At 58.1% G+C, this 3,035-nt stretch carries 2 protein-coding genes and 1 pseudogene; 2 read left to right on the top strand and 1 reads right to left on the bottom strand.

All coding sequences use genetic code 11. The annotated features are described in order from the left end of the window. Positions 1 to 198: pseudogene (locus tag AC0L27_RS40850) on the top strand (hypothetical protein); the annotation flags it as partial. 209 nt (positions 199 to 407) lie between these two features. Here the strand turns inward: AC0L27_RS40850 and AC0L27_RS40845 are convergent. Continuing rightward, complete coding sequence (locus tag AC0L27_RS40845) at positions 408 to 2,183, bottom strand: adenylate/guanylate cyclase domain-containing protein (RefSeq protein WP_473323715.1); 1,776 nt, start codon at positions 2,181 to 2,183, stop codon at positions 408 to 410. A gap of 309 nt (positions 2,184 to 2,492) precedes the next feature. On the opposite strand from AC0L27_RS40845, the gene AC0L27_RS40840 reads away from it, so the two are divergent. Next, a complete protein-coding gene (locus AC0L27_RS40840; protein ID WP_275169710.1) occupies positions 2,493 to 2,615 on the top strand; it encodes a hypothetical protein in 123 nt (40 codons plus the stop codon). Positions 2,616 to 3,035: the final 420 nt, after the last annotated feature.

Here is a 3,035-nt window from a genome sequence, read left to right as displayed (position 1 = left end):
TTCACGCCCAATTGGTCGTTCGGTATCGAATACGACCATCTCTGGATGGGGCGTGACAACGCCGGCTTCGCAGGCGTAGTCACTCCCGGAGGGCTTGTCCTCACCGGCGGTGGGATCAGTCAGGATGTGGACATGGTCACGCTTCGGTTGAATTACCGTTTCGGTGGATACGGCGCCCCGGTCGCGGCCAGATACTGATCGCCCCCACCTTGGCAAACCAAAGCCCCGGCATGCCGGGGCTTTTTTGTTGTGTCTGAGTTGGGTCGCAAGCGGCGGTGGACTCAAAAGCGGGACCGGCGTCCGGTTTGCCTCTGACAGCCGACGTGACAGGTGTTCAACCGCTCTTCGGCTTAGGGCCAAAAAGCCACTTGTTCTGCTCGGAGGAGATGATAGCCCCCCGACGTGAGTCATTCCGGCAGTCCCGCCTTGCGGATGCCCTCGATCGTCAAACGGTTATGCCGGTGCCACTGGGCGCCACGTTTCAACCATTCCGAAACTCGAAAATTCGGTTCGATCGCCAATAGGTGGGCAACCGCCTGCTTCACTTCGGCCTCACATTCCAGATGAGCCAAGGCCGATGCAAGGCAGCGATAGGTCGTCGCATAGGTCTGGTTTTGACGAGCGGCTTTCCTCGCAACAGCGACCGCATCGTCGAAGCGCCGAAGCTCGATCAACGCAATTCCCATGGGCGCAAGCGCCAGGAAAAGCATAGGGTCGAGCGGATTCAAGCGAACCGTCTTTTCAAAACTTCGAACGGCCTCCGCGGCCTTTCCCCCAAACAGGTAGGCATACCCTCGCATGTTCCATGCAAGAGCCGAATTCGGATTGAGAACGACCGCACGGTCCACCATTTCCGCCGCAGTGGGAAAGTCCTCTGTCAGATAAGAGGTCACAAAACCGACGCTGGCCAGGAAGTCGGGATCATGTTCGTCGATACTGAGCGCCAACGAAAAAAGCCGTGTCGTTTCCGCCATCTCGCGGTTCAAGTCATTGGCCCAACCCTGCGCTATTCTGAGCGCGTGGCAGCTACCCGCCAGATGGGCGGCAAACCCATAGTTGGGGTCGATCTCCAATGCGCGTTCGCTCAGCCGGAGCGCTTCGGCGAGCCCTTCATGGGTCATTGAGTGGAAATGTGGCTGCGCGCGGAGGCAGAGGTCGTACGCACTGAGGTTGGCTGGTCGACGCCGCGCCGCCAGCTCGATCTCGGCCTTCTGTACGGTCGGCTCAATAGCGGAGACTACGCCTTCGGTGATCATGTCCTGCAGAGCGAAGACGTCGTCTAGTCTACCCTCGAAACGATCCGCCCAGAGGTGTGCACCCGTCGTCGCATCGATCAACTGGCCTGTGATGCGAAGCGTCCCCGCCCCCTTGCGCACACTACCCTCGACGACGTAACGGACCCCAAGTTCACGCCCCAGCTGTTTGATATCGACAGCTTTGCCCTTGTAGGTGAAACTCGAGTTGCGGGCGATCACGAAAAGCGACTTGAAGCGGGAGAGTGCGGTAATGATCTCTTCGACTATGCCATCGGCAAAATATTCCTGTTCTGGATCTCCAGACATATTCTGGAACGGCAACACAGCGATCGAGGGTTTATCGGGCAGGTCAGGCCTTAGCGGGGTCTCAGCGTGCTTGGATATCGACGAAAGCTTGTCGTCGATCAGGAGCCGCCAAGTGAGCATCGGCTCGGCAATGTTCTTCAGCGACTGCAGGCCCATTTCGTCGAACGCCAGCCCGGCTTTGCCGCGAATTTGGCGTTGCGCGTCATCTGAGACGCAGATGCCCCCCGGTTCGGCAATCCCTTCGAGACGGGCCGCGATATTGACGCCGTCGCCGAAAATGTCGTTCTCGTCGATGATGATGTCGCCAACGTGAATGCCGATACGAAATTCGATCCGCTTGTGCTGCGGCACACTGATGTTTTGCGCCGCCATGGCTCGCTGAATTTCAGCGGCCCCCCTCGCGGCGTCAACCACGCTTGCGAATTCGACCAACATGCCATCGCCCGTGGTTTTTACCATCCGTCCGCGATGGGCGGTGATAGTTGGATCAATAAGGTTCTTCCTGAGCGATTTAATCTGGGTCAGCGTGCCTTCCTCATCTGAACCCATCAAGCGACTGTACCCGGCGACGTCCGCCGCCAGAATAGCCGCAAGTCGACGCTGCAGGTGCTCCTTTGTCACGTAGGAACCTCAGACGAGTTCAGCTCCGCAGATCAAAGCATGCCGCACCTTCTTCGGCTAGGCTCAACGTCCGAACTGGGTCAAAAGCTGCGGCAGACGCCAAGTTAGATCGGCGTCCGGTTTGCCCTACGGCCGACATGACGCGCGCTCATGGAGCTCCAGCTATCAGCTCTATTTGGCAGGCCGTTGACATCTGCAACCGCGGCCGCGCCCCGCGGCCCGAACGAAGAAACCCGCTTAGGATGGTCGCGGCATGTCGCGTTAGCAAACCCTTAATTTTCGAACATTCCTCGAGAGGAGGAAGTCATCATGCATTTTTGTATGACAGGGCAATACACACCAAAATCTCTCAACAGCATCATGGAAAATCCCAAGACCAATCGGTACGAAGCGGCCAAGAACCTCATCGAAGCCGCCGGAGCCGATCCATGACCGCTTGTGACCCTGGCTGGTGAAAACACTGCGCCCGGGATACGCCAGTGGCCATCTCATGACAGTGTCTCATCTGTCGTCGCGCTGTTTGCATGCAATCCGCCGCGCCACGAGGACAACCATTAGGCGAAGCGCTCTTTTGGGTCACTTAAACGCTTGCTGAAGTTTGCATCCGCGCCAAACCGGTGCTTTTGGCCCGTTGCAGACCTCCACCATTGCATCAGAGCCAAGCTTCAGTCTCCTTCGATCCAAATTCCTGTCCGGCGAACTGGCTCAGCCAGCTCAGATCGGCTCAGGAACGCTCGTTGCCGACTTTTGCGCCGGTCTTGGCGGTACCGTGCGTATCGAAACGCAGTCCGTTTTTTCGTGCCTCCGCCTGAATGACGTCAGTCCGGACACGGCGCATTTTTTCGTACTGCG

This window comes from Bradyrhizobium sp. Ken51, from assembly GCF_055807435.1.
The sequence above is the reverse complement of the archived record's forward strand: the minus strand, read 5'-3'. Positions and strand labels throughout refer to the sequence as shown.